Annotated in this window: 15 protein-coding genes and 2 pseudogenes; 10 read left to right on the forward strand and 7 right to left on the reverse strand. The window is 35.0% G+C overall.

The window, feature by feature from the left end:
• The 3 genes from JR312_RS01750 to JR312_RS01760 all read right to left on the reverse strand — a co-directional run.
• On the reverse strand, window positions 1–3,379 hold a 3,379-nt coding region (locus JR312_RS01750), incomplete at its 3' end, for an ankyrin repeat domain-containing protein (RefSeq protein ID WP_416647560.1).
• 9 nt (window positions 3,380–3,388) lie between these two features.
• The gene (locus tag JR312_RS01755; protein ID WP_416647561.1) at window positions 3,389–4,357 is read right to left on the reverse strand and encodes a hypothetical protein; all 969 of its coding nucleotides are present in this window, start codon (window positions 4,355–4,357) and stop codon (window positions 3,389–3,391) included.
• A gap of 144 nt (window positions 4,358–4,501) precedes the next feature.
• The gene (locus tag JR312_RS01760; protein WP_416647562.1) at window positions 4,502–6,013 is read right to left on the reverse strand and encodes an ankyrin repeat domain-containing protein; all 1,512 of its coding nucleotides are present in this window, start codon (window positions 6,011–6,013) and stop codon (window positions 4,502–4,504) included.
• A 101-nt stretch (window positions 6,014–6,114) separates the two neighbouring features.
• Here JR312_RS01760 and priA point away from each other — a divergent pair, with 101 nt between their 5' ends.
• From priA to hemA, 9 genes and pseudogenes are all read left to right on the forward strand, one after another.
• Window positions 6,115–8,676 (forward strand): replication restart helicase PriA, encoded by a 2,562-nt coding sequence (priA, locus tag JR312_RS01765; protein ID WP_416647563.1) that lies wholly within the window; start codon window positions 6,115–6,117, stop codon window positions 8,674–8,676.
• Between the two features lie 117 nt (window positions 8,677–8,793).
• Window positions 8,794–9,246, forward strand: coding sequence for an ankyrin repeat domain-containing protein (locus tag JR312_RS01770; protein WP_264330923.1), 453 nt, complete (start codon window positions 8,794–8,796; stop codon window positions 9,244–9,246).
• Between the two features lie 33 nt (window positions 9,247–9,279).
• Window positions 9,280–9,579 carry a hypothetical protein gene (locus JR312_RS01775; protein WP_264330924.1) on the forward strand — a complete coding sequence of 100 codons (300 nt, stop codon included), beginning with the start codon at window positions 9,280–9,282 and terminating at the stop codon, window positions 9,577–9,579.
• Window positions 9,580–10,136: 557 nt separating this feature from the next.
• Complete coding sequence (locus JR312_RS01780) at window positions 10,137–11,531, forward strand: ankyrin repeat domain-containing protein (protein ID WP_416647564.1); 1,395 nt, start codon at window positions 10,137–10,139, stop codon at window positions 11,529–11,531.
• Between the two features lie 139 nt (window positions 11,532–11,670).
• Window positions 11,671–12,258, forward strand: a complete 588-nt coding sequence (gene recR / locus JR312_RS01785) for a recombination mediator RecR (RefSeq protein WP_416647578.1) — start codon at window positions 11,671–11,673, stop codon at window positions 12,256–12,258.
• Between the two features lie 14 nt (window positions 12,259–12,272).
• Window positions 12,273–13,483, forward strand: a pseudogene (locus JR312_RS01790) (KAP family P-loop NTPase fold protein).
• A 150-nt stretch (window positions 13,484–13,633) separates the two neighbouring features.
• Window positions 13,634–15,538, forward strand: a complete 1,905-nt coding sequence (gene htpG / locus JR312_RS01795; RefSeq protein ID WP_416647565.1) for a molecular chaperone HtpG — start codon at window positions 13,634–13,636, stop codon at window positions 15,536–15,538.
• Window positions 15,539–15,576: 38 nt separating this feature from the next.
• On the forward strand, window positions 15,577–18,780 hold the full coding sequence (locus JR312_RS01800; protein WP_416647566.1) for an ankyrin repeat domain-containing protein: 3,204 nt from the start codon (window positions 15,577–15,579) through the stop codon (window positions 18,778–18,780).
• Window positions 18,781–18,844: 64 nt separating this feature from the next.
• Window positions 18,845–20,041, forward strand: a complete 1,197-nt coding sequence (hemA, locus tag JR312_RS01805) for a 5-aminolevulinate synthase (protein WP_177429468.1) — start codon at window positions 18,845–18,847, stop codon at window positions 20,039–20,041.
• 189 nt (window positions 20,042–20,230) lie between these two features.
• Here hemA and JR312_RS01810 read toward each other — a convergent pair whose 3' ends face one another.
• Together JR312_RS01810 and JR312_RS01815 are read right to left on the reverse strand one after the other, a co-directional pair.
• Window positions 20,231–20,731 (reverse strand): IS630 family transposase, encoded by a 501-nt coding sequence (locus JR312_RS01810; RefSeq protein ID WP_319606738.1) that lies wholly within the window; start codon window positions 20,729–20,731, stop codon window positions 20,231–20,233.
• 10 nt (window positions 20,732–20,741) lie between these two features.
• Window positions 20,742–21,089 (reverse strand): IS630 transposase-related protein, encoded by a 348-nt coding sequence (locus tag JR312_RS01815; protein WP_213864026.1) that lies wholly within the window; start codon window positions 21,087–21,089, stop codon window positions 20,742–20,744.
• A gap of 62 nt (window positions 21,090–21,151) precedes the next feature.
• Between JR312_RS01815 and terL the strand changes: the two are divergent.
• Window positions 21,152–21,871 (forward strand): annotated as a pseudogene (gene terL / locus JR312_RS01820) (phage terminase large subunit); the annotation flags it as partial.
• Between the two features lie 36 nt (window positions 21,872–21,907).
• Here terL and JR312_RS01825 read toward each other — a convergent pair.
• The gene (locus JR312_RS01825) at window positions 21,908–24,481 is read right to left on the reverse strand and encodes a hypothetical protein (protein ID WP_416647567.1); all 2,574 of its coding nucleotides are present in this window, start codon (window positions 24,479–24,481) and stop codon (window positions 21,908–21,910) included.
• A gap of 477 nt (window positions 24,482–24,958) precedes the next feature.
• Window positions 24,959–25,934, reverse strand: a 976-nt coding sequence (locus JR312_RS01830; RefSeq protein ID WP_416647568.1) for a gas vesicle protein GvpG, incomplete at its 5' end; no start/stop codon positions are given.

Genomic DNA, 25,934 nt, shown 5'->3' on the forward strand with positions numbered 1-25,934 from the left:
ATTTATTACTTTTTTTTCGGCTTGACACACTTTTTTGAACGTTCCCATCAAGATTGGAATCTTGCACATAAACTTTATTATACAGAGCTATCATTTGATTATAATTGTATTTCCCAGCAGTATACTGACTGCTTAAGTTCTGATAAAAATTATCTATGTCTTGATTTTGAGCTTGCAGCACCGCCTTATATTTACCATCTCCAATAGCTTCACCTACTTTGATTTTTAAAGGATGTTGTGATTCTTCTTTCACATTATCTATAACAGTTATTTCCTCTTGCTTCTCTTCATCTTCTACTAGCGACCTTTTATTCCTTTCTTCACTTGCAGGTTGATCTGCTGGCGTTTGATCTATATTGTTCTCTTGCAGAGTAATTTTTTTAAGGTAGCTAAGCATATACTCTCCAGTCTCCTCCAAAATTGCAGCTTTTTTTGAAAGCTTTTGATAATGAGAATCGTTATCGTCATATTTTTTACTTTCTGCTACATCTTTGTGTAGTTTTGCATCTTTCATACAAAACGTGATATGATCAAGTAATCTATCTCCTTCTTTACCTACAACATTAATATCAGCACCGTTTTCTATCAGATGCTTCACTGCATCTAACTGCCCATTCCTCACTGCATGAACTAAAGGTGTCCAGCCATCATTATCCTGAGCATTAATGTTTGCACCTTTTTCAACTAACTGCTCTATCATCTTCTTATTCCCAAGATCAACAGCAAGATGCAAAAGTGTTAAGCCATAGCTATTCTGAATATCAATATCCGCATTATGCTCTATGAGATATTTAACTACTTCCATATCTTTCATGTGCATGGCAAAATGTAGTGGAGATTTACCAGAGCTAATATCACGGGTATCAACATCTATACCACGATCTATTAAGTATTTAGCAATTTCCGTATGTTTTAGCTCAATTGCATAGTGCAGCAGTGTTTGAGCTGACGTGTTCTTGATACCAAGATCTGCGCCATGCTCAACTAAACTCTTAACTATTTCCGCATGCCCTAGCTTAATAGCAGCAAGCAATGGAAAAGTATAAAAACCCTTACTGTTAGGATCTGCGTTATGATCTAATAGATACTTCACTATTTCTGTATTACCTGAATAAATAGCACTGTATAATGGCGTTTCGGAATAAGCATCTTGAATATTAGGATTTGCACCACGATCTATTAGATATTTAACTATCTCTGTATTGCCAGATTCAATAGCATAGTGTAAAGGTGTTTTGGAATAAGCATATTTAGCAGTTTGACGATAAGGATTGTCCTGGATATTAAGATTTGCACCATTATCAATGAGATATTTTGCTACTTCCGTATTTCCTGACTGAATAGAGTAATGTAGTGGCGTTTGTCCGTTATGGTCTCTTGTATCAATATATGAATTGTGTTTCAGTAGCGTTGCTACTTTGCTTAAATCTCCCAATGAAGCAGCAGAATGTAAACTCGTCGCACCTGTTACCTTATTTATCTCGTTTACTTTTCCTATAGTGTTTTCTACATTATTGTCATCAATATTCACCTTTAAGAAAGGCTGTTTATTATACTTCATAACTTTTGTTGTAACAGCTTTTCCTTGTTCGTCTTCACTCGCTTTTTTAGCAGGTTGCATAGAATCTTCTCTACTGACACTTTCTATCTTGGTTTTATCACCACTTACATTATGTACTGGGCTATAACCATATAGACCCTTGCCTGCACTTTGTTGGCTTGTTGAACTTTCAACACTGTTAGATTCAACAACATTATATTCCATATGTTGTTCACCACTCAGCTCAGCTTTGACCCACTGTTTAAATTCCTGAGTATAACCTTTTAGCTCAGTCAAAAAATCCTCAAATAATTTATTACCTTGAGATCTATCTGCACGATGTGTAGAAAGGCCCTTGAGCAAATTATCAATCATATCTGGGTGTTTATCTTCAAGAAATTTGATCACTTGTTCAGCATCCGAATGATAATGTTCCCCTTTATTACTCCAAATATTATTGCGCAATATTTCATCTGGTTTGAGATCTTTATTTCTTATTGCAATCAAGGCCTCTTTATCTCCGTGGTCATTGACATGCCGACCATCTTCTAAACTTGCCATATAGTTAGCAACCCCTTCATGCATGGCTTTAGACAAAACATTACCTGTACCATAATAGGAATTAATGATAGTTAAGGCGTGTCCCAATTCGTGTTTCAAAGTTTTACACGAGTCATCAAATTGGTCTTGTAGATAAAAATAAACATGAATTTCTGAGCCACGCCCTTGAACTGTTAAGCCAGAAGCGCCTTTATAGCTAAAGTTCAACTCCTTAAGATAATTTTCGTAGTCACTCTTTGTATTAAATACGAAAACATTAACTTTATTTGGTATGTTGTGCCAAGGCTGAGAATTATTAATGCCAAATGCTGAATCAAAATCTTTTATAGTACTCTCGATGGCATTTTTTACACTACTCAATTTGCTCTGAGTTAATTCCTCATCATCATATTTTATATTTATTTGAAGCTTGTGTTCGCCAAAAGTCATAACTTCACTATCTGGCACAAGATCTGCCACAATTTTATCGCCACTTTTTACATCCATCCACTGCTTAAATTCTTTTTCAACTTCTGAGTTATTCAAAAGATGTTTGAATTTTGATATCGCTTGTACTCTATCGAAGGACATTTCAGTAAGCAATTGCTTTATGAATTGAGGATGTTTTTCTTGTAGGAATGTCACTAAGCAATCTGATATTCTATAGTCGTTAGACATACTTGCTATTTTATATGGTGTATCATGCCCAGATTCATGCATTTTATTGTATGCTTCTTTTGTATAATGCATATCGCGAGTGCTTTCTTTTTTAGCTGCATAATAGCTCCACATGAAAAGCTTCATACCGGTACGTAAAACTTCAGGTACTGTATCCATATTACCGGTAGAGTACTCAAGAAATGCATCGCTCATTTTCTCCATTAAAATTTTAGATTTTGCGCAAAGTAAACCATTTACATCTCCAACAATAAAAGTCTTTGCTATCGTGCCGTCAGCTTCGTGTGCTCTGACCGTTCCACCACCCCATAATTCTCTATGGTCCTTACCACCTGAAAGTTCCTTGATGTGAGCTTTGTAATCATCGTAATTTTTCAGCACATAAAGCTGCAATTTTACTGGACCAGAATGAACGCTTTTTTGTGAATAGAAATTATCAGACCAGGCTCCGTAAGCATCTTTTACAGTTTGTTTTATATACTCAGGAGTATAACTAGCTAATCCCCCATATTTTACTTCTATTGTAAGCTGATCGTTTATTACTATACTTTCTTTATTTGGAAATAATTTTTTAATCAAAGTTTGTGATTTATCATATTCAGAATTTGTTTTAAATTTCATATTCACCTCTTAAAAATTTTCACTATAAATAAGTCTTGAGAAAAATGCGTTAACTGTAGATTCAGCCTTTACCTTGTTTTTACACAACTGCTTAGATAGTTGATCATCGCGAAAAAGCAGATTCTTAGTATCGAGATATTTAGCATAGTTGCCAGCAGGTATTGAGTAGAAACCGCTTTCAAGTTCAAGATAAGAGCTGCTATTGAGAACAAAAAATAAATCGCTCTGGTCAAGCAGTATGTCATAACCAGAGCTCGTGCAATGTAAGTATTCATTGCCTTCATACTCTGCTATGTAGTACTTACTTGCATCAAGATCACCATCAAGCTGCAAAATTGCCGCTGAACGTCCATTCCCAATACTATGGCCTTTTATTACTTTAAGTACTTTAATCTCATCATTTTCTATGAGTTCTCTTAACTTTTCATTCTTTTGACTTAATTCTTTCTCTGCTTTTCTTCTGTCTTCTTCTAATTTTATTTCTTTTTCAACAAGCTCATTTTGTATTTGCAAAAACATATCTTGAATGGTTAAGCCATTTAGAAAGTAATCCAATACAATTGACACAAACGGCTGCAATTCACCATTATCTTCAAAGCTCTTTTCCTGCTTTTTGTCATATTGAGTGGGGTTATAGATTGAATACATAGGATAAAAGCCATAATTCACCTCGTCGAATGATAACTCTATCGAAAATCCGCTCTGATCAAGTGGAAGTTTAGTAGCTAAATATCTACCATTATTATCTCTGACATACAGCTCATTTATACCATAGTGCCCACTATATTTGTTGTAATAAATATAAAAATTCTCAGGATTAAGATTAAAGTAATCATCTAAATTGTTAGGTTTACCGAGCTTTTCACATAGAAAACTCTTGCTCTTATCTGTAAGTTTGATGCGTGTAGAGAAGTAACACCGATCTATTCGGTCACCTTTTTCTATTTCAAAGTCTAGGACTATTTTATCGCTAAACATACAGAATTTCCTCACATTTCTAATATTTATGATTATAAATTGTGTACTATGAAAAATGTGTTAATTCTGCTTAGATTACAACCTGCGATTTCAGCGTATAACGCTGAAACCTAGAAAAAGTATGTTTTATTTGAATGAGATGAGTTATGCAACTTTCATAGTAGCTTCGCTATGAAAGTTGTTTACTGTTATGTCTATAAGATACCCTACTACGCCACCTAATGCTGCACTCGCAATTCCTAATAACACAGCAGTTGCAATTATTCCAATAGCAGTAATTTCAGGTATAATTCCTATTGCAACTAATGTAGCTCCTACAGTACCAAACAATAATGCTAAGCCCATTGTCCATTCTCTCGAAGAAATTCCTGAAAATTGTTTTTGTGGAGAATGATGATTCTTATTATCTGTTATAGGTGGCTGAGCACTTTGCACTTCTGGTCCTAAAGTTGGTTGGAAATGATTATTAGTGTGTTGTACGGGTGAACCTGTTTTATTTTTATACTGAGCAAATAATTCTATAAATTCCTTGTTTTTCTCTTGTTGAACAATTTCTAATGCACTTGGCCACTTTCCTACTACTAGCGTTTGTTCAGCTCCTGCTTGTAATAAAAGGTTAGCGATGTTAACAGAATTAGGTTTGTTGAATTGACATATATCTTGCAAAATAGTTGCACACCCATCTATCGATATCAGATTAGGATTAACTCTATATTCAGAAAGTAGCTTGCTTACAAGCTCAACCTTGCCTATCCTACAAGACTCTAAAAATACTTTATTCTTTTCCTCGGTAGAAGCTCTGTCTAAAAGCATTGTTGTCACTTCTGCACTATATTCCCCTTTAGCAAGGTCATAAAGAATTGTACCATAATTAAGAAACCTCTCACCATTACTAATTTTAGCCTTGTGCTCTAAAAGCAGTTTTACAGCTTGAACATGGTTACCACTAGCAGCTTGATATAATGGACTGCATGACAATTTATCCAGCTTATTCACATCTGCTCCATATTTTAAAAGAACTTGTATCAAGTCCATACGACCGTACTTTGAAGCCACGTGAAGAGGGGTAGTACCTATTTGATCGCCAATATTAACATCTACAAATTCTTTCTGTGAGAGCATCGAATTTATGGCTACACCTGTTCCTGTATCATTATTTGATGATAAAAATTTCTCAAGAAGTACTTCCCAACCACTGTTAGGCTTATCACAAGCATTTTGCACAATATAATGTAATGGTGCTTTGCCCTTAATACCAACATTACCAGGTTGAATCTTTATATTAGGATTTGTAATTTTTGGTAATAATAACTCCGCTTCTTTCAAAAATCTACCTGCAAGAACAGTGAATAAATCAATTTCTATATAATTTAAGTGTGATCCAAAAATGCCTCCCATACACTCATCAACCCAATCATCATTAGGCTGTTGGCTAATGAATTCTTCAGTTATCTCGCCTATTGATATTTTATATGCTACTAATATTTCTTTAAACTTTTCTGTTGCTGTCTTTTGCTCTTCTTGGCTTTTATCTGACCATTTGTCGGGATGCCATTTCAATGCAAGCTCGCGATATGCCTTCTTAATCTCTTCTGTGCTTGCACTCTCTGACAATCCTAATACTTTGAATGCCTCTTTACGTGTTTCTGGAATCATACTCACTCCCCCAATCAAATTAATTTAGTATAACATTATACCAGTTTAACCCACAAAAATCAAAACTAATATTTTCAAAACGGTGCTAAACTTAAGGTACTATGAAGAAAGCAGTTGACGTATTACTACCGCTTCCAATTGATCAGTTATTTTCATATGCAGTTGAGGAAGATACTGAAGTTTCAATTGGAGATTACGTAGTGGTGCCGTTTGGCAGAAAGCGTTTGATTGGAATAGTTTGGAGAGAAAGTAGCAAAAGCGATCGAGAATTAAAATTTATTGAGCAAAAGATCGATTTGCCGAGCATCAGACCAAAACTGATCGAATTTGCAGAGTGGGTTGCGCAATATAATGTAATACCTATTGGTATGCTTGCCAAAGTGATAATGGGAGGAGTATTAAAGGTAAATCAAATAGATAAGTTAGTTTGCACTAAGCAAAAGCAAGAAATAAGTGAAATAGATTACCAATTAAGCCCTGAGCAGCAAGCAGCTCGAGATAAAATAATAAGTAATTTGAATGAGTATTCAGTAACTTTACTTGACGGTGAAACCGGGTCTGGAAAAACAGAAGTTTATCTCTCTGTGATTGCACAGTTAATTAAGAATCATAGTATTTACGAACATTGTCTACCAAAAAGGTGTCACTCCGGTGTTTCCTTTTCCTGTACCTCCTTCTCCTGTCATCACAGCGCCTACTTTTTTTGCAATTCCAATGCTCTCTTCTCTTGTCATCCCAGTGCCCCGACACTGGGATCCAGTTTTTCATATAATCTCATCACAAACATTTATTTTAATTTAAAATCAATACCAAATTTAGAATCAAAATTCCTGGATAAACACTGGAATGACACCCTTATATTTAAGGTAAAACCCACTGTAACACTTAGCATACTGCCTTTGCCAAGCACTGGAATGACACCATTTGCTATGCAATTTACTTTCAAAAATAAACGTTATGTCATTCCAGCGTTCAATACACAACTAGACGAATGTTACAATATAAGAGTAATTTTTACCAAAAAGGATGTCATCCCAGTGCCCCGACACTGGAACTTAATTTCAAATCAGTACACTAAGCAGTTGTACGATAAAGACTGGATTCCAGTGTCAAGCACTGGAATGACATCATCTACTACTAAAACTACCTGCAAATGTTCAAACACCAAAAGGTTACACACTGGAATGACACCAGAAGAGGGTAATGCACAAGTCCTTATCCTTCTGCCAGAAATTGTTCTAACTTCACAATTGGTAAATCGTGTTCGCAGTCAGACATCTGGCAATATAGCTGAGTGGCATTCAGGACTTACTCCAAAAGCTCGCCGAAATAATTGGCTCAGTATTGCAAATGGAAGTGCGCAGATAATTATTGGAGCACGGTCAGCGCTTTTTTTGCCTTATAAAAACCTAAAATTAATTATCGTCGATGAAGAGCATGACTCATCCTTTAAACAAGAACAGGGGATTATATATAATGCTCGAGATATGGCCATTATCTTAGCCAAGCTCAAAAATATTCCGATTATTTTATCATCCGCTACTCCGCTGCTTGAAACAATTTATCATGTTAAAAAAGGGAATTACAACCATGTAAAGCTAACTAAAAGATTCGGTGGTGCAGAACTGCCACTAATTAAAGTGGTAGATATGAGAAACAACAAACAATGGATTTCCAATGAGCTTTTCGAAGGCATAAAACAAACCATAGAGAAAAAACAGCAAGTTATGCTCTTTCTAAACCGCCGTGGGTATGCACAACTTGTAGTTTGTAAAAAGTGTGGATACAAAATTTCCTGCTCAAATTGCGCTGTTTGGCTTACGTATCACAAGAAAAAGAATGTCCTTTTATGCCATCACTGTTCTTATCAATTAAAACTTCCAGAAAAGTGTTCTAATTGTCAAAGTCAGCAGTCATTATCCCTTTGTGGTATAGGAATTGAGAGGTTACTTGAAGAAATAGTAAAATTAATACCAAACGCAAAGACTGCGATTATTAGCAGCGACCAGAAGTCGCTTGGTAGCGTAATTGACTCAGTGCTCAAAGAAGAAGTGAATATTATAATCGGTACACAAGTGATTGCTAAAGGGCATAATTTCCCTAAGTTAACTTTGGTTGGAGTGATAAACGCAGATTTAGGCCTTGAAAATTCTGACCTCAGGGCAGCAGAAAAGACGTATCAATTATTGCATCAAGTTGCGGGTAGATCTGGGAGGTTCAACGAAAAAGGAACGGTAATAGTGCAAACTAATAATCCTGAAAGTTTGATAATAAAAGCATTGCAGCAGCAAAAAAGGGATTTGTTTTATGAAATTGAACTTGAGTCAAGACGCAAAGCTAAAATGCCCCCATTTAGTAGACTAATAGCGCTTATAGTTTGCGGTAAGGATCAATTTGCCACGCAGAAAGCAGCAAGTGAGTTAACAAGCTTTTTACATAATCAATGTTCAACTACCTTTCAGCACTTGACGCTGAGAGAACTTGAAATTTTTGGCCCATCACCAGCAGCAATAAATTTTTTAAATAATAAATATCGATACAGAGTGTTACTCAAGATATACAATAAACATAGTCCATTTATAAAGAAAAAGCTGAAACATTGCTGTAACTTGAGTTCAAACATTGCAATAACAATAGATGTTGATCCTGTGAGTTTTTTTTAATGTTATTTGAATTTATTTGACATTTATTGCTAATAAGTTCTATTAATTCTTTAATTAAAAATTTGACTTTTATTAGAATTTATTATATTATTGATATAATTAGAATGGGTAAATAATATGACTACTTTACTTGAAATCGTCTGTAGGAAAGGGATAAGGCATAACGAAAAAATTACAGAATTGAAGGAATTCCTTAATAAGGATATCGAAATAACTATTGACAAGGAATTATTTAAATCAGTTTTATTTACAGAGGATATTGTAGATGTAAGAAAAAAGATGGTGCATCTTATTTTGCAACACTGCATTGCACACGATAGTGCAATATCTGAGAAAAAAGAGAAATTATCGTTCCAAAACGTGATGAGGATTTTAGATGAAGCGGTGAATAGATTTGTTACTCCCCAGTATTTCTACAAATTGATCAATTTTCGAGATCAAAGTGGAAATACATTATTACACCAAGCTGTTATAAGCAATAACACTGATGCAATAGAAGCCCTTTTGAAATATGGTGCAAATCCTTTGATAAGGAATAAAGGAGACAAAATGCCATTAGATTTAGCTTAAGAAGAAAAAACAAGAGAAGCACTCATTAAATCTATGAAAGATCAAGCTAAATCGAAAAAAGAAAGTGCTAGATGTAATAGTTTGATTGGCATTATACCTGGCGTTTTTCTTGGCATTGGACTCGGTGTTGGTGGTGCTTTAGTCCCTTCAATGACTATTATATTATGCGCACTCGCAGTATCTGCTCTTGTTGCTGGAATAGCAGTTGGAGTGGCTATATATTTCCTAAGTCAAGACTATAAACAGGCTAAATCAATAGAAGAAGCTGTTAATTCTCAATTCTCTTCTGTCGAGCATGAAAAGACTGCAGATAATAAAGCAGTACTAGGATAACTGTGAGTTTTTTAACATTAGATTTCTTGCATAACTGGAATTCGAAAGTTCCAGCGCATTTTTCTTATTGGATCCAGTGTCAAGCACCGGGATGACATCTGATTATGCAAGAAATCTATTCATTTAAAACTTATTTGAGAAAACGTAGCTATAAAAACCGCAGGTACCAGTTGGTTTTTATTAGCTAAATTAAAGGTCAAGTATCTGGAATTCTGAACATAAGATCCCCCTGTATAAAAAAGATTAGAAAAAATGCAGTGAACATACGACAGATATGCTCTGAAGAGGATACGCTACATTTTTTAATGAGTTTAATAAAAAAGTCTGCAGACGGAGATAGATTTTTGAGCTCAATAAATATCTCTAACTGTAATTGTAATCAGATTTAAAATATGCGGAAGTAATTTTTTAGCTATAAAATCTTCTAAAAAATTAACACAGAAGTTAGTTTCATAAGTATTTTTATCAAAAACTATTTTAAAAAAATTTAAATAGAGTTGAAAAATTTTAAAGATGAGATACCCTACCTGAAATGCAACTTCTGTAAAAAAAGAAATATGAAAGGTGAAATGAACGCTGCAGCAAATTTTCAATCAGAAGACTTTGTATCTAAAAATAAGGATTTTGATTGTTTAGCTAACCCTATAAGTGCTTCGAATGAAAAGCTAGAAAATAGTGTTAAAGCTAAAGATAAAAAGAATGAGGCGCCTTTTTCCAGTAGAAGAGGCAGCTCGCATGTTTTAGAACTTTTTTCTAATGAAAATGTTGAGATTCACATTCAAGATAAAACGCCTTGTGCTGCTCGGAGTGAATCAGGTATAGCTGGAATATTTAGAGGTATAGCTGGGTTGTTTAAAGGTAGGAATAGTATGGACGTAACCCTTTATCAATCTAAAGTGCAACGTAGCTCTGCAATTGATTACAGTACTACAGAAAGTATAGGGTTACGGCTACTAAATATCTGTAAAGGAGAAGAAGATATCTCTTTTGATCAAGAGATTAATTTTTTATATAAAGAGGGTTATTTGTATGATGTCTTATTGTTGCAAGACGAGGAGAATCATGACACACCTTTACATGTAGCTATAAAAAGAAATCGTACTTGTTTTGTAGAAAAACTTTTGTGTATTCTTAAGGAACCATACTGTTCAAGTGAGTTTTACAAACGCAAATATTTTGAACGTAAGCAAGAGAATGAAAAGCCGCTTTTCAAAGTTATTAATACTAATAACAAGGATGGAAAAGATGCAATTACTCTGGCTATTGAAAGCAATAATTCAGAATGCATTTCAGCTCTTTTTAACTACTTAACTCGTGAAAATATTAACAGAAGAAAAGATGTTGAAAATGAGTACACACCTCTACACGAAGCTATGCTTCTTAACAAAAATGAAGCAATCAAAGAGCTTCTCAAATCAAAGGATATAGATACTGAACTCATAGATAAGGAATCTTACAAAGCATATAATTATGCTAATAACAAAGAGGCAATAGAATTGTTTATTCAGCACTATAGTAGTAAAATTAGTGAGTTGCGTATAAAATTAGAAGATAATAATAAAAAACTAGCACGAATTAAGTGCGTCCTAAACAAAACAAAACTTACTTGTGTATGCTTAGCAGCCTTCGGCTCTTGTTTTAGAATGTATAGAAATTCCCATGACATAATAAATGAAGAAGTGAGTGAAGATATGTTATATTATTCTCTTGCATTGCTTGCCAACACTACAGGTCTAATATTATTTTTTAATTATTTGATCGATACAATACTTTCCAAGTATGAAGAAAAAAATTCTAGTTTGAATAAAGAGTCAGACAGTTATGTAGAAGAAAGAAATATGTTGAAAAATAAATTGCGTCATTTTCAAAAAAGAAATACTAGAACAAATACTCAAATGTCTGAGATAATTTCAGTTACACCTGAGTCAGACTTAAGTTACAGTAGATTGTGATTACATTACTTTTTTCAAGACAACTTCTGAGAAAAGTGGAAAAATTTTTCTATAGCTAAGCAAGATAAAGACTTACTACTTTCTTTACGAAAGGTTTGATGTTATCATTTTTGAACTATCTTGAATTTACTGAATGAACATTAATATAAGGAATTTAGTTCATGCTTTTTCTAAATTGCCAAGTTTAGGGCCATCATCATCAAGGAGGTTAGTTATACATTTGCTCCAGAACAAAGAGAGGGTCATGCTACCACTTGCATCTTTGATTAGAGAGTTAGCAGATCTTATAATAGAGTGTAAGATTTGTGGAAACCTAGATACTAAATCGCCGTGTTCTATTTGTACTAACCCAAAGCGTGACACCAAGTTAATGTGTGTAGTAGAAGAATTGGGTGATCTATGGGCATTTGAAAAAGGAAATATATATTCAGGTATGTATCATGTTTTGGGTGGAAGGCTATCAGCAATAAATGGTATAGGTCCAAAAGAACTGAATCTTGATAACATTCCCAAAAGAGTTACAGAATTTAAAATTGAAGAGGTCATTATTGCAATCAATCCGACATTAGAAGGCCAAGTTACTGCACAATATATAATTGAATTGCTAAAAAACTTGAATGTCAAAATATCGCGCCTTGCTTGCGGCATGCCGATAGGTGGAGAAATCGACTACCTAGATGAAGGAACGCTGAAGATAGCACTTACTTCAAGACAAGAGTATGAGTAAATACAAAAGAAGGTATGTGCTTAAAAAAACTTATATCGCTAATAACATTTAAAAAAAAAGAAGAGGAGCAATTGCCTAAGGTAACAACTTGGGAGAATGATTGCTTAGGCTATAAACAAGTTGCAAGTAGATTTAGTAATATAATTAAGACAATTAATCAGTTTTTTTCGATCGTATCCTTAGAAGGATATGATAAGTGGGGTAAGACATTTTTTTTGAAAGAATGGGTAAAGGATCTAGAGCAGCAAAATGAAATTGCAGCTTATTACAGCGCATGGGATATTAGTGCGCTAGATCAACCATTGCCTTCTTTTTTGCATTTCCTGTTTGAGGATCTATTCGCATCATACAAAGTAAAAAGGAGTGTTATACAGCAGTTCAAAAACATAAACCAAGAACTATTTTCTCTCAATACATTAGGAAAGCTAATCAGTAAATCTCCACTTGCTATGCTTTCAGTATTTCTCGATGCTGCAAAAGAGGCTGATAAGAAAGATATTGGTTTTGTCTTGGGTGAGTTAAATCTTCTCCAAAGGAGAAAAGAGAACATTAGAGATTTTAAAATACAACTAGCAGATGTGGTTAATAAAATCAGGAAAGACAAAAACATTTATATAATGGTGGATGATCTTGATATATGTCGCCCTAAATTCATTGTCGATTTTTTAGAATCCATAAAGTACATGCTTGATGTTGAGGGACTGGTTTTCATTATCTCTGTTAGTCAAGATAAAAGTAACGTGCAAAGAGCAATCAGCACAATACTTGGACCAAATTTCAGCCTAAAATCTTTTACTGATCTCTCTTTGCATTTACCAAAAGAGCCAACAGAGAGGTTTATAAGAAAGCTATTTGAAAGTGTTGAATTACCGAAAAAATCAAAGAGTTTAATAATAGATAGCTTTATATTTTACGCAGAAAGCTTCTCATTATCATTAAAAGCAATACAGTACTGCGTAAAGAAAATAAAGCTATGTTTTTTAAACTATGTGAAAGTTGATCCAAATTTATTTACATTTCTAGTAATACTACAGTCAGTAAACACTGATTTGTATGAGGAATTATATTCATCACCTCAAAAAGCACTGGAGAAGATTGAGAGCGCTTGATTCTAAACGGTCAGGAAGAATGGGAAAAGCTTAAAACTTCTCTTGAGACTACTTTTAAAGAAAAAGAATCAAAGACTCACAAATCTTTGAAGCAAATAAGAGATATCTTATTCTAAGAATAAAGAGAATTGTAGAACAGAACCCTCTTCTTATCATTTCAGCTTGCATGACAAATTGGCTCACATAAATTTTAGCATATATGACCTTGAAAGATCGCTGTGCAATACTTAAATTATTAGAATAGCAGGCTAATAATGGAGCTCAAAATGCACAACATACAAGAAACTGAAAGTTTAAAATTTGACGCTGAAGTAGGCAAAGTACTAAATATAGTAATTCATTCACTTTATACCAATAAGGATATTTTCTTGCGTGAGTTAATATCAAATGCATCAGATGCATGTGATAAATTGCGTTATGAATCACAATTAAATGCTGATTTATTAGATTCAAGTGATGAGTTGAAGATTACTATTAGCTCCAGTAAAGATAAGAATGAGCTGTATATAACCGACAATGGAATTGGAATGAACAGACAGGATTTAATAGATAATCTTGGTACGATTGCAAGTTCTGGTACGCAAAAATTCTTGGATGCAATTAAGAATAATAAAGATTCAAACCAAGCTGTAGAACTGATTGGAAAATTTGGTGTTGGTTTTTATTCAAGCTTCATGGTTGCCTCAGAAGTTATAGTAGAATCAAGAAAAGCAGGAGAAGAAGAGTCTTGGGTATGGAAATCTAAAGGAGATGGAGAATATTCAATCAGCAAGTTAGATGGTCAAATCTCTCGTGGCACAAAAATTACGCTCATCATGCGTCCTGAAGAAAGCGAATTTTTAGACAAATTTCGTATTGAAAACATTGTTACTACTTACTCTGACCACATAAATTTTCCCGTTGAGTTTGTAAATGAAGAGGGAAAAAGTGAAAAATTAAACAGCAAAGCTGCAATTTGGACTAAGCCAAAAAATGACGTTACTCAAGAAGAGCACAACGACTTCTTCCGTGGTGTTGCGCATGTAGGTGGTGAGCCTTGGATGATACTGCATAATAAAAATGAAGGTGCAATAGAATATACGAATTTGCTTTATATTCCTTCTATCAAGCCTTATGATTTGTTTCATCCAGATAGACGCTGCTCTGTAAAGTTATATGTCAATAAAGTATTTATTACTGAAGATAATGTACAAATTATACCACAATACCTGCGTTTCTTGAAAGGTGTGGTTGATTCACCAGATTTGCCTCTCAACATCAGCAGAGAAACACTGCAGAATAATCGCGTTGTTGAGCAGATTAGGAAATCCCTAACTAAACGCGCGGTATCAGAGCTTGGCAAAAAAGCAAAAGATAATTTAGAGGAATACACAAAATTCTGGGGCAATTTTGGTGCGGTGTTAAAAGAAGGTCTTTGCGAAGCTATGCCAACTGATGAAAGAGAAGCGTTGCTTTCCATTTGCAGATTTCATAGCACCAGTGATGATAAGCTAGTTAGTATTGATGATTATATAAGCAGAATGAAGCCTGAACAGGAACATATCTATTATCTCACAGGAAATAGTCTCGATTCAGTAAAAAACAGTCCACAACTTGAAGGATTCGTCAGCAAAGGATTGGAAGTGCTTCTATTTGTTGATCCAGTTGATGATTTCTGGACTAGCGTGATTCATGAATATAAAGATCAAAAATTTAAATCTGTAACTCGTGCTGATGTTGATTTAGAAAAATTCTCTTCAGAAGAAGGTAAGAAAGATGAAGAAAATAAATCAGATGAAAACAAAAGCGAAGAAAACGCGGATTCTATACTCGAATACTTCACCAAGGTTCTTGGAAGCTTAGTAAAAAGTGTAAAGATCTCTAAGAAATTAACCGATAGTCCTGTGTGTTTAGCAGTTGATGAAGGAGCTATGGATCTTCGTATGGAGCGTTTTTTACGTGAACAGAAGCAGCTAAATTACCGCACGCCAAAAGTACTTGAAATTAACATTAAGCATCCTTTGATAAGAAACATAATGGAATCTCACGCTGGAAATGGTGAAAATCCAACACTTGGAGATATGATTTACTTATTGTTCTATCAAGCTTGTATAGTAGAAGGTGAAGAGATGGAAGACGTAAGTCTGTTTGCTAAAAGACTCAATAATTTGCTTGGCAAAATTTCTGTTTAATGCTATAATTAACTTAGCTAATAGTTAGGGGGTAAATCATGGGTGGTTGGAATTTACTTGGTGGGCTCATGCCGCCAGCAGTAGATACTGCAGAAGAAAGGGAGCGTCGCCATTCTGGAGATTCAGGCAATGGAGAGGAGTTTGAAATTTTAGGGCGAGAAGAAATTAAGGAGCGTCGCTACTCTGGAGATTCAAGTAATGAGAGTCAAGAAGAAGCTGATGTGAGGGGTTCTGATGTTGAACCTAGTGTACCAATTACGTTACAGTTTCAACTAACAAAATCTCTGCTAAGTCAAGTAAAGGCAAGTGAGAATAATAGGGATGCAAATTCTGGCAAGCAAGCTTACAAAGACCTACCCAGGATGGATTTTGTAATTAATGGTCAAGTTATAGACAAGAATTTTGTTAGCCAGCTTCGTGATAAATGTAATCAAAATGACCAACGCCAAATCGCAAAACATGTTTTTACAAAAATGTTTGAACATGCTAAAGCAGAAATTCCAAATGATAATCTATTAGAAGAATTAATTACTAGTTGCAATCAGGCTGGGTATGATGGCTCTTTGTTAATGCAGCTCTCCCCTATATTCTCTAAGCATAAACTAAGCTTGCCTCATGCCAACGATAGAAAGATAAGTATTGTATATAATAGCCAAGGTTCTCTCAATATTCAGTATTGTCCAAGTATGCCTGTTAGAGAACTTGATACGAATAAGGAAATATGCAGGGTTGATGCTATTTTAGAGTTCACCCTTAAGTTTCGAGATAGTAAGGTAGAGTATGAAAACGGCAAAGTAACACTTGCCATTCCTGAACAATTAGAGAATTACAAAGCTGATGGCAAAAGTTTGTTAGATGAAATAAATAGGCATTTCGAAGATGAGGATAATAGAATTACAGAGACTCTTGAGAAAAATATGAATGAAGGACCTAAGTCATTTGCTGCTGAAGACTTGTCTATTACTGAGAGTTCATCTGATGGTAGTGAAGTAGCAAACAAAGTAGTTACTGATCCAGGCATTTTAGGTAATGTTGCGAATGTATTGGTAGGTGTTGCAGAAGTGACAGCAGTTGTAGCAACAGAGTTATTTTGGCCTCAAGATCAGGTTAATATAGAACCAAGGCATAATGAAGAAGAATTTACCATTATCCCTAAAAATTTAACCTTTGATGGATTAATAGACGTTATAAATAAAGCAAAAAATTATGGTGATTACACAGGTTTAGATAAAACTATAAATAATATAGAGGAAAGCGATAGATTTATTACTGATTTGAATTGTGGTAATTTGAAGGATTTTTGCTCTCAACAGCTTAATTTGACTGATCATATGCACAATGTGCTGTTGAATAATAGCTATGATGAAACAAATGGTTATTATAATTATTCAGTAAAAGAGCTTTCACTACTAGCCATTGCAGCTGATGACACACTTGTGGAAAGGTATGCAGAAACGCATAAAAGTATATTATTTACGCAAGATGAAGGGCTCGATAGGCTACTTATTGGTGTTGGTGGACAGCGCTATACTAAGCTTTTATTAGAAGATTTGGAAAAAAATCGAAGTACTATTCTACCTTGGCATAGCATATGTGAAAAACTTCGAAGGGCGTTGTCTATTCGTAATCAAGAATGCGTGAAAGCGGTATTAGATAAATTTAAAGATACTGAAGCCAGGTCTAGAGTTTCTGATATGTCAGAAAAATTTTTGCACTATGCTATACAACAAGATTTTATAGATGTAGCAAAGACTATTATTAATCATAAAATTGCTGATATTAATAGTATAGACAATTCAGGGCATGCACCTTTGCATTGGGCTGTGGCACGTAATAATTTAGAATTAATTGGCTTACTTATTAAAAATGGTGCTAATGTTGATGTTCAAGATGAGAGGCATGGCAGAACAGCTTTACATTGGGCTGCTTACCATGATAAATTTGAAATAGTAAAATTACTTGTAAACAAGGGAGCTGATTGGAACATTAAAGATAGAGATGGCAAAACAGCTTTAGATCTGGTAGGAACGAAAAGTTTATATTTGGTAAGGGAAGAAAACAGGGAAAAATCTTCTAGTGAATCAAAAATCACAAAATTTCTTGAAGGTTTAGATGATAGAACACCTTTGCATTTAAATATTAAAAAAGATCCAGAATCCAAAAATATTGATAATCAACAGCCACAAAGGAGTATTGTTAATAAAGAAGAAGATATTATGAATAATAAAAAGGTTTCAATAGAAGAAACTATAGATAATAATAATTATAGGAGGGGTAAAATGCATAGTAGTGATCAAAATATAAAAACCGTAAGGGAAATGTTGTTTGATGCTATCTCTAGTTTTGATTGTAAAAAAGTAAGGTCTTTAGTAGAGCAGGCAAAGCAAGAGGGCAATAATGTAGCACCTATCATGAATGAAGCTTTCAAGAAAGCTAATGAGACGAGAGTTAAGCAACAAAGTACAGCATTTAGAAAAAAGCTCAAAAAAATTAAAGAGTTGCTTAAAAAAGAACTCGATAATATTGCCATATTATCAATGAGCAATGATGTAGAAACTACTGTAAGTAGACAAGAAGTCCCTGTATTGGAGCTTGAAGGAAGTAAATCAAATTTAGCATCGTCGAGTTCTGAAGATGATGATTTTTCTAAACTTAAAGGTAATAAAAGTGATTGCTCTGCCGGAACTTCCTCAGACTCTAATAGTAATTCTCCATTTGAAAAAATTAGTGAAGAAGGTCATGAAACAAGAATATCTGTAATTGACACAGTGGAAGCTGAAGCAACAGCTAATGGTAATGTTTCTAGTAATCCTGTTCCTTGTACTTCAAGAATAGAATTAACAAGTGATGATGAAGATGAATTTCTTTCGATTGCAATTGAAGATGTTAATAATGGTGTTAACGTTAATCAACCTACTGGACATGTAGAACAAGTTGCTAACGGAAATGGACAGCCAAAAACAGAATTGCCAAGAATTAATGAGCAAAGCAGCAAAAGTGGCCTCAAAAAAAATTCACAAAACACAAAAAAGTATGTCGTAGCTGCTTCTGCGCTTGCAATAACTGGTATTGCCTTAGGAGCAGCTGTTGCAGTTTACTTGGAAATGTTAGCAATAGGAATAGCAGTTGCAGTTTGTTGTCTTATTGCAGCTACAATTACGTACTGCTATAGGCCTAAAAGCTTAGTTGAGGATAATCAGGTCAAAAAGGTTATGCAGACAGAAGAATGTCAGTCTAAGTAATAAATATAGTAGTCTATCATTTAATAATTTATTATAATTATATTGATTGTTAATAGATAAAAACTTGGTAGACTACGAAAAAATATTCTTAAATAAAATCAAAGATATAAAAGAAGAAGGGCGCTATCGTGAATTCACGCATTTTGCGTCATTACCTGGCAAACTTCCCTATATTATGGATTATGAAAGAAATAGAGAGGTTATTGTCTGGTGCAGTAATAATTATCTGGGAATGTCACAAAACGATAGTGTCATTGCTGCTATTCAAAATTCATCTGTTGGTGCTGGAGGAACAAGAAATATATCAGGTACAACAAAGGAAGTTGTTGAGCTCGAGAAGTCTTTGGCTGACTTGCATCAAAAAGAAGCTGCTTTAACTTTTGCTTGTGGCTATCTTGCCAACCAAACTACACTTAGTACTTTATCGTCTGTTATTCCGGGTGTGGTAATTTTTTCAGATGAGAAAAATCACTCTTCAATGATAGAAGGTATAAAGTCAGGCAAAAGACCGAAGCACATATTTAGGCATAATGACACTGATCACTTAGAGCAATTGCTAAGATCTATAGATATAAAAACACCGAAAATAATAGCGCTTGAATCTGTATACTCAATGGATGGTGATGTAGCACCCCTTGAAGCGATATGTGATCTAGCAGATCAGTATAATGCAATTACCTATTTGGATGAGGTACACGCAGTTGGCATGTATGGACCGCGCGGTGGCGGAATTGCAGAAAGAGAAGGTTTGATGGATAGAATAACTGTTATTCAGGGTACATTATCAAAGGCTTTTGGAGTGATGGGTGGATATATAGCGTCTTCAAAGAGCTTGGTGGATGTAATAAGAAGTTCAGCCCCAGGATTTATTTTTACTACTGCTATGTCACCCGTTTTAGCAGCAGCAGCAAAGGCAAGCGTTGAGCATTTAAAATCGAGCAATGTTGAAAGAGAGAAGCAAAAGCAGTCTGTTGAAAAGGTAAAAGACTCACTGAGAAACGCAGGAGTGAATTTTATGCAAACAGAAACTCATATAATTCCAATCATAATTGGCGATCCTGAGTTGTCCAAAAAAGCATCAAAATTGTTATTTGATGAGTATGGAATATATGTACAACATATAAATTACCCAACAGTTTCAAAGGGGACTGAGCGCTTCCGTATTACTCCTACGCCTTACCATACAAATGAAATGATAGAGCATTTAACAAAATCTCTTGTAAAAGTTTTTGAGAAATTGTCTGTTTGTGTCTGTTGTTGAGTTTAAAGTTGCCAAGAATAAGGTATCTATTTAAAAGCATGGTTAATGTACAAAATCAGTGCTTTATTTCTTATCATGAAAGTAGCTAACACTGGGATCTATAGCTCACACAGGTAAAGTTTACTCTTTTGTCATCCTATGGCTTGACCATAGGATCCAGTCTAAACAATCTGGATTCTATAGTATTTTCTAAAATGGATGATAAAGTTCCATTATGGTATTACCAACCAAAAGCTGTAAGTCTGTATATTTATACATGAGAGGTCTGAGGCGGCTTTTGATGGTATGCCAACAGTATTCTATAGGATTCAAATCTGGTGAATATGTTGGAAGATACAGCAAATGACAGCCAAAAGACTCTATTAATGATTTTGTTTTAGTGGTCTTATGAAATGTAGCATTATCCATAACTATAGTTGTGCCAAGTGGCAATTTAGGTAATAACATCTTCTCCAACCATGTATTGAATACCTCTTTGTCACACCCACCTTTGAAAGTCATTGGTGCAATAAATCTCTTTCCAATCCACCCGGCTACTATACTGATTCTCTCTCGAGTTCTCCCTGGAATATCTGCATAAATTTTCTTTCCTCTTGGAGCGCGTCCATATTCTCGGTATAACTTATTATCAACTCCTGCTTCATCTATATATAAGATGCTGGAATGGTCTATTTTTGAGATTTTATCAATAAATTGCTCCCTATCTTCTTGATTGCGCTCTTGATATAGTGTGACTTTTTTTTAAAGTAATTTTTAGCTGTTTTAGTCTATACCAAATTGAGTTTATTCCAAATCCAAGATTTTGTTTCATCTCTGCCAGAGTATGATCTGGATTCTTTGTAACATATTCTTCGAGTATTTTGGGGTCTATTTTTCGAATAAAGCTACCGTTTTTAGATGGCTTGAGGCTTTCACCAGCAGCTTTCTTTTTTAACCAACGGTACAGAGTTGCTATTCCTATCTCCATAAGCTCTGCTACCTCAACCTTTGTCTTACCTTTTTCTATCATCAATACTGCCTTTTCCCTTAAATCCACACTATATGCCATTATAACTCAAATACTTTATTATACCTTTATCATTTACTTTAGGAAATACTATACTTGCAAGAGTATTATACTCAAGAGAAGAGAATGAGTTATTATATCCCCTGGAGGAAGGAAGAGAAGAAGTTGAGATGATAAAAGTTGAACTCGGGAGTTACGCTTTTGCTGCTCAATATCAATAAAACCCCCTGCCGCTTTCAAGCGGTATAATTAAACAAGAGTGGCTAAAGCGCTATAAAAATTTCCCTGATAATCTCTCACATGTAACTCAAAGCTGGGACACTGCAGTTTCAACAAACGATTCCAGCGACTTTAGCGTCTGCACCACCTGGGCAAAAATAGATAATAAATTCTATCTACTTGATGTATATCAAGCAAAGCTTGAGTATCCAAAGCTTAAAGAGCAAGTTCTGTCACTAGCTGCAAGATGGGCACTACATGCAATTTTGATTGAAGCAAAAACGAGTGGTCAACAATTAATACAAGAGCTAAAGGCAAATAGCGATCTACCCATTATTGAAATTGTGCCACACAATGACAAACTCACTCGATTTTATCAAATTGTTCCGATGATAGAGTCTGGCAGGGTTTTTCTGCCACAGCAAACGGTATGGCTCAATGATTTTGAGTATGAGATTTTAATGTTCCCAGAAACTCGCCACGATGATCAAGTGGATAGTACGGTGCAACATCTGCAATGGAAAAGAAAAATCACCGACAGCATCCCCAGGGTCAGGGCTTTGGCCCCAACCACAATAAAACACTTGGGTGGCTTAGAACAGTAGATTAGATTAAATTTAAATTACCTTCAAAAAAGTCTCTTACCTCCTTCCTAAATTGGCCCCGCGGAACTCCGTGCAGAGTTGGGATTCGGAATCAGAAAAATTTGAGCGTGGTAAACCTCCTTCTTCTTCAGACGGTGAATTATTGCTTTCTCTTCTCGGAAACTTTATTGGAGTACCTCCATCTTCAGGCGATGAAGACTTACGTCTCGGCAATCTTCCTCTAGTGTTCTGCGAAGAATTTTGCTGCTGCAGTGATAATTCTTCATGATCCGTATGCTCCGACATCGAGTAATAATCACTTGTTTTCTCCTCAGCTTTGGAGCTTCCCTTTCCAGCTACTGATGTACCTTTAGCAGGCCATCGCTCTTCCATAAACAACCCTACTTCCCAAGTTTCAAAAGTACGGCTAAGGTAGTATTTATCTTTGCCTTTTATAATTGGAATATGTTCTAATTTGCTTTCATCGGGATAACAGGTTGTAATTGCTTCGCGAGGGCGTGCCTTACGTTCTTTCACCTGGGAATCTACCCATTCGTCCTTTTTAGATTTCACTGCCTTTTTGACGATGTTAATGCCGATATCTTTCATTTCTACTTTTCCCCTATGATTCCAAATAAAAAGTTCTTTTAAGTTAAGTAAGGCACCACGACTTATATTAGCAACAACTGTTGTTCCTTGGTTTTTCTTACAATTAGAAAAAAATTTAAATGGAAACTCATTGAGATCACAGGCTTCTTTCTCAGTGACATAATACTCTTTTATCGTATAATCTCTCACCGCCTGTAAATATTCTTTTACACCAACACTATCATCAATTAAACTAGCAATCTTCCCATTTTCTACAATAAAGTTAGTATGATGACATTCCAAAATCTGATTATTGAAGTTAAACACATAAAGCAATGCTTTAAACAACTCTTGTTCTTCCTTTGAAAGTGATGAATCACTTTCAATTTTTTCATAAGCCTCGCCAAAATCCTCACAAATCTTTTTACAATCCTCCTTTAAATTACTGCTTTGTGATGACCAAAAGCCTATTGGCTGACTAGTCCCTGCTTGCACATTTTTAGCAGAACTTACAAAGCGCGATGATGAAGATGGCGCTGAAATACCATAACTCACTGCAGTAGAATTCAGCTGTGGCGATGGCGAAAATTCTTTACTCGTTCCAGGAACACCCGTTGTACCTAACGGCAGAGGCAGCAACACAGGAAACTTTTCCGACTCTCGCCTGGGAGAATCCTTTAATACTACATTCTGACCTCGTATGGGAAACTCCTGTGTCGGTGACAATGATTCAGTGAAGTAAGAACTTGGACCACCACTTGGAGAAGGTGCAACAGAATCTTTAGGTTTTGGAGGTGACTCACCAATACCACTATCTCTATCTTCTTCAGATGCAAAAAACCTAGCTCCAGTTTGTTCAGGAGGTGTTCTTGGTTGTTCTGCATATGTAGGAGAAGTTACTGTTGAGGAGGATCGACTCGAGCCACGTCTCTTAAAATTCTCAAGATCGACTGCAAATTCAAAACATCCGTTTATTTGATTATATGCAATTGGAGACTGCATAATTTCAGGAAGTAACTGAGCAATTCTTTTATTAGAGATAGCATAAAATGAGTGTTCATCACTGGCAACATTTGATTTTGCAGTCTTGCCTCTGATATTATTCATAAGATTTTTATATTTTATATTAATTCTGTACACATCCTTATTCTTTAAAGATTCAAGCTGACCACTATATCCTTTTGTTAAAGGTATAAGGACAAAATCATTACCATTCTCTATTTTCTTTTTATCCGTAAAAATATCATACTCATAGGCATCAATTGATTTCCCTGTCAATTTAAAAATAAAATCGCTAAGAACATCTTTAAAATTTTCGACTTTAGGATCTTCTGCGCCTGGAGTTCCCAAATAAAGCGCTACTCGCCCTTTAACATATTCTGCCACACTCCTGACTACCTTATCACTCACATCTTTAATATATAACACATCATCTCTATATTCATAAAAGTCTGAACTCTTAATGCCACAGTTTTCTAACCTTGAGTTAAATTCTTTAATATATGCTTGCTTAAAAAATTCAAAAGTCTCTAAATCATATTCCCTCTTAAGGTATTCGTTGCTAAAAGCTATACAGGATAAATAAGGCATGCCTATTGCTCCTGTTCCAACAGTTTCATCGACCCATTCATATGCTTCTTCCTCAGATATCCCTACTTCTTTTTGTAGACATGTAACCACTTTGGATCTTACAGCCCTCTTAAACTCATTAGTAAAATGAACCTTCAAGTTACGAATTACTTCATTATTTGTAGAGTCTGCAAGCTTTACTTTCACTATGCCATTATCTAAATACTCTTTATTAGGATTAGCACCCAGAACAAATGGGAAATAGTTAAAATTATAGAATTCACTTGCTATCTCTCTAGTAACACAGTGCCGCTTTATTATCTTCTCTTCCATTCTTTGCAGATATTCTCCTATATTAGTACTGCTAGCAAATAAACCAACAATCTTTTTACCTTCTACAGTAAAATTAGTACTGATTTTATCACAAGCATAATTATTTAAGTTAAACGCATTAACCAGCTCTTTTATAGCCATAACCACCTCTATTAAAAATTGTTAAGAAACCACACTACTTGCTTTTCCCTTTATCTTTATTACTACCGGCACTAGTGGCACCACTACTACCCAGTTGTGTGTTAGGCTTACTACTTTCACGTAGCCACCCTTAGTTTTTATACTTATCAGGCCCAATCCACTCAACATTTTTATCTGAAATCCACTTATTACTACCACCATTATCATTACTACCATGCATATTGACCTCTAGTAAAAATATTATGTAACTAATGTACTAAAAATAAATTATAGTGCAAGCACTTTTTTTATATTTTTTAGCATAAAACTTTATTCACTCTTTTTTCATAAAACTTAAGTTTTCTAGATTTCGCTAACACGTAGCGGAATGACGAACTGTCGACATCTATCTATATGCCCCCTGGATTCCAGTGTCACGCACTGGAATGACAAGGTTACGGGTGTCATCCCAGTGCCCAGACACTGGTATTTTCATGATTATGTCTTCCCTACTGATGGACCTTCTACACATTTCTCAACTTTTACATCATTAGTCAATCTTTTTGGTGGTTGAGCATCACTTGCAGCACTAGACTTTCCATTATTATTAGTTTCTGATGGAGCTTGCCAATTATCAATTGGATAATCGTGCTTAATATTAGCTGACGATCTTCGAGCGTTCCTTTCAGCAACTTTTTTTGCAAGCTTAGCGTAAGAGTCATCCGTTTTCTGCTTATCAGGAGACTTAGATTCTTTCCCATCAAAATTTTGCTCATTAGTAGGCTTGAGTTCCTTTTCCTTAAAATCATTAGTAGTACCACATTTATTGGTAGACGTGGTGCCTCTTCCATTAACACTAGTATTCGTATCACATTTTTCGAAATTAATATTCTTTTCTAAACCTTTAGAAGAATAAATTTTTATTCCACTTGCCACAGGCTTCTTCTCCGGAACTTTCGATGGACACACAGCTACCTTCGGTGCCTCCGGCTTCGCTTTTTTCTCTTCTTCCACTTTTGGTTTTGCTTCTTTTACCTCAAGATTCTCATTAACCTCCTTAAACATAGGAGGCATCAGACCTTTCAGAGAATTTGATAAAAGATCTAGTTCTGGTCTGCTCAGAGGGACTGGTCTTACAAATCCGGGTGAAACTTCAAAAAGGGAAACTGGGACTTTAGGTTTTTCTCTTTCATCTACCTTGATTTCTACGTTTCCATAAACTTCTTTATTTTCTTCCTTTAATGATGTTTTTTCTGCTTTTTTATCTTCTTCTGTAGATGCCTCTACTATAGCTGCTAGCTCAACTCCAAACATCTCTGCAAACATTGTAACAATCCATCCGGTAACTGCCATTTGTAACTTGAATTTTAGATTCGTCAATGCTTGTAGACGTTCGAACACCCTTGCAAACTCTTCTTCTGACAACTCACCACTGAGTAATTTCTCCTGCAATTCTTTTATCTCTTTGTCTAGC

The organism is Wolbachia endosymbiont of Nasonia giraulti (assembly GCF_048054155.1).
GTDB classification, from domain to species: domain Bacteria; phylum Pseudomonadota; class Alphaproteobacteria; order Rickettsiales; family Anaplasmataceae; genus Wolbachia; species Wolbachia pipientis_C.

Bases quoted from the DNA above. Each gene is read 5' to 3' on its own strand.
- JR312_RS01825 (WP_416647567.1), bottom strand. From the start codon at position 24,481: ATGGCTATAAAAGAGCTGGTTAATGCGTTTAACTTAAATAATTATGCT.
- JR312_RS01760 (WP_416647562.1), bottom strand. From the start codon at position 6,013: ATGATTCCAGAAACACGTAAAGAGGCATTCAAAGTATTAGGATTGTCA.
- JR312_RS01770 (WP_264330923.1), top strand. From the start codon at position 8,794: ATGACTACTTTACTTGAAATCGTCTGTAGGAAAGGGATAAGGCATAAC.
- JR312_RS01815 (WP_213864026.1), bottom strand. From the start codon at position 21,089: ATGGCATATAGTGTGGATTTAAGGGAAAAGGCAGTATTGATGATAGAA.
- priA (WP_416647563.1), top strand. From the start codon at position 6,115: ATGAAGAAAGCAGTTGACGTATTACTACCGCTTCCAATTGATCAGTTA.
- JR312_RS01755 (WP_416647561.1), bottom strand. From the start codon at position 4,357: ATGTTTAGCGATAAAATAGTCCTAGACTTTGAAATAGAAAAAGGTGAC.
- JR312_RS01780 (WP_416647564.1), top strand. From the start codon at position 10,137: ATGAAAGGTGAAATGAACGCTGCAGCAAATTTTCAATCAGAAGACTTT.
- JR312_RS01800 (WP_416647566.1), top strand. From the start codon at position 15,577: ATGGGTGGTTGGAATTTACTTGGTGGGCTCATGCCGCCAGCAGTAGAT.
- htpG (WP_416647565.1), top strand. From the start codon at position 13,634: ATGCACAACATACAAGAAACTGAAAGTTTAAAATTTGACGCTGAAGTA.
- JR312_RS01775 (WP_264330924.1), top strand. From the start codon at position 9,280: ATGAAAGATCAAGCTAAATCGAAAAAAGAAAGTGCTAGATGTAATAGT.